Annotated in this window: 1 protein-coding gene; it reads left to right on the forward strand. The window is 68.2% G+C overall.

The window, feature by feature from the left end; translation table 11 throughout:
- Window positions 1-1,180: ATP-dependent zinc metalloprotease FtsH (ftsH, locus tag A9W96_RS29240; RefSeq protein ID WP_156765469.1), on the forward strand; the 1,180-nt coding region annotated here is incomplete at both ends.

A 1,180-nucleotide genomic window follows, 5' to 3' on the forward strand; every position in this document is an offset into this window, starting at 1 on the left:
GGCCGGGGTTCCGTTCTTCACGATCTCGGGCTCCGACTTCGTCGAGATGTTCGTCGGCGTGGGCGCGTCCCGCGTGCGTGACCTGTTCGAGCAGGCCAAGCAGAACAATCCGTGCATCATCTTCGTCGACGAGATCGACGCGGTGGGCCGCCAGCGCGGCGCGGGCCTGGGCGGCGGCCACGACGAGCGCGAGCAGACGCTGAACCAGTTGCTGGTCGAGATGGACGGGTTCGACCCGCGCGCGGGCGTCATCCTGATCGCGGCCACCAACAGGCCCGACATCCTGGACCCCGCGTTGCTGCGTCCCGGCCGCTTCGACCGGCAGATCCCGGTCTCCAACCCGGACCTGGCGGGCCGCAAAGCGGTGCTGGAAGTGCACTCCAAGGGCAAGCCGATCGGCCCGGACGCCGACCTCGCCGGGCTGGCCAAGCGCACGGTCGGCATGACCGGCGCCGACCTGGCCAACGTGATCAACGAGGCCGCGCTGCTCACCGCCCGCGAGAACGGCACCGTCATCACCAGCGCCGCGCTGGAGGAGGCGGTCGACCGGGTGATCGGTGGGCCGCGCCGCAAGGGCCGCATCATCAGCGAGCAGGAAAAGAAGATCACCGCCTACCACGAGGGCGGGCACACGCTGGCCGCCTGGGCGATGCCCGACATCGAGCCGATCTACAAGGTGACCATCCTGGCTCGTGGGCGCACCGGCGGTCACGCGGTGGCGGTACCGGAGGAAGACAAGGGCCTGCGGACCCGCTCGGAGATGATCGCTCAGCTGGTGTTCGCGATGGGCGGGCGCGCCGCCGAGGAGCTGGTCTTCCGGGAGCCGACGACCGGTGCGGTGTCCGACATCGAGCAGGCGACCAAGATCGCCCGCGCGATGGTCACCGAATTCGGGATGAGCTCCAAACTGGGTGCGGTCAAATACGGTTCGGAGCACGGCGACCCGTTCCTGGGCCGCACCATGGGAACTCAGGCGGACTATTCACACGAGGTCGCCCGCGATATCGACGACGAGATCCGCAAGTTGATCGAGGCCGCCCACACCGAGGCGTGGGAGATCCTCACCGAATACCGCGACATTCTCGACATTTTGGCGGGCCAGCTGCTGGAAAAGGAAACCCTGCACCGGGCCGAGCTGGAGAGCATCTTCTCCGGCGTCGAAAAGCGGCCCCGGCTCACC

It is taken from the genome of Mycobacterium sp. 1245852.3, from assembly GCF_001669335.1.
GTDB classification, from domain to species: domain Bacteria; phylum Actinomycetota; class Actinomycetes; order Mycobacteriales; family Mycobacteriaceae; genus Mycobacterium; species Mycobacterium europaeum_A.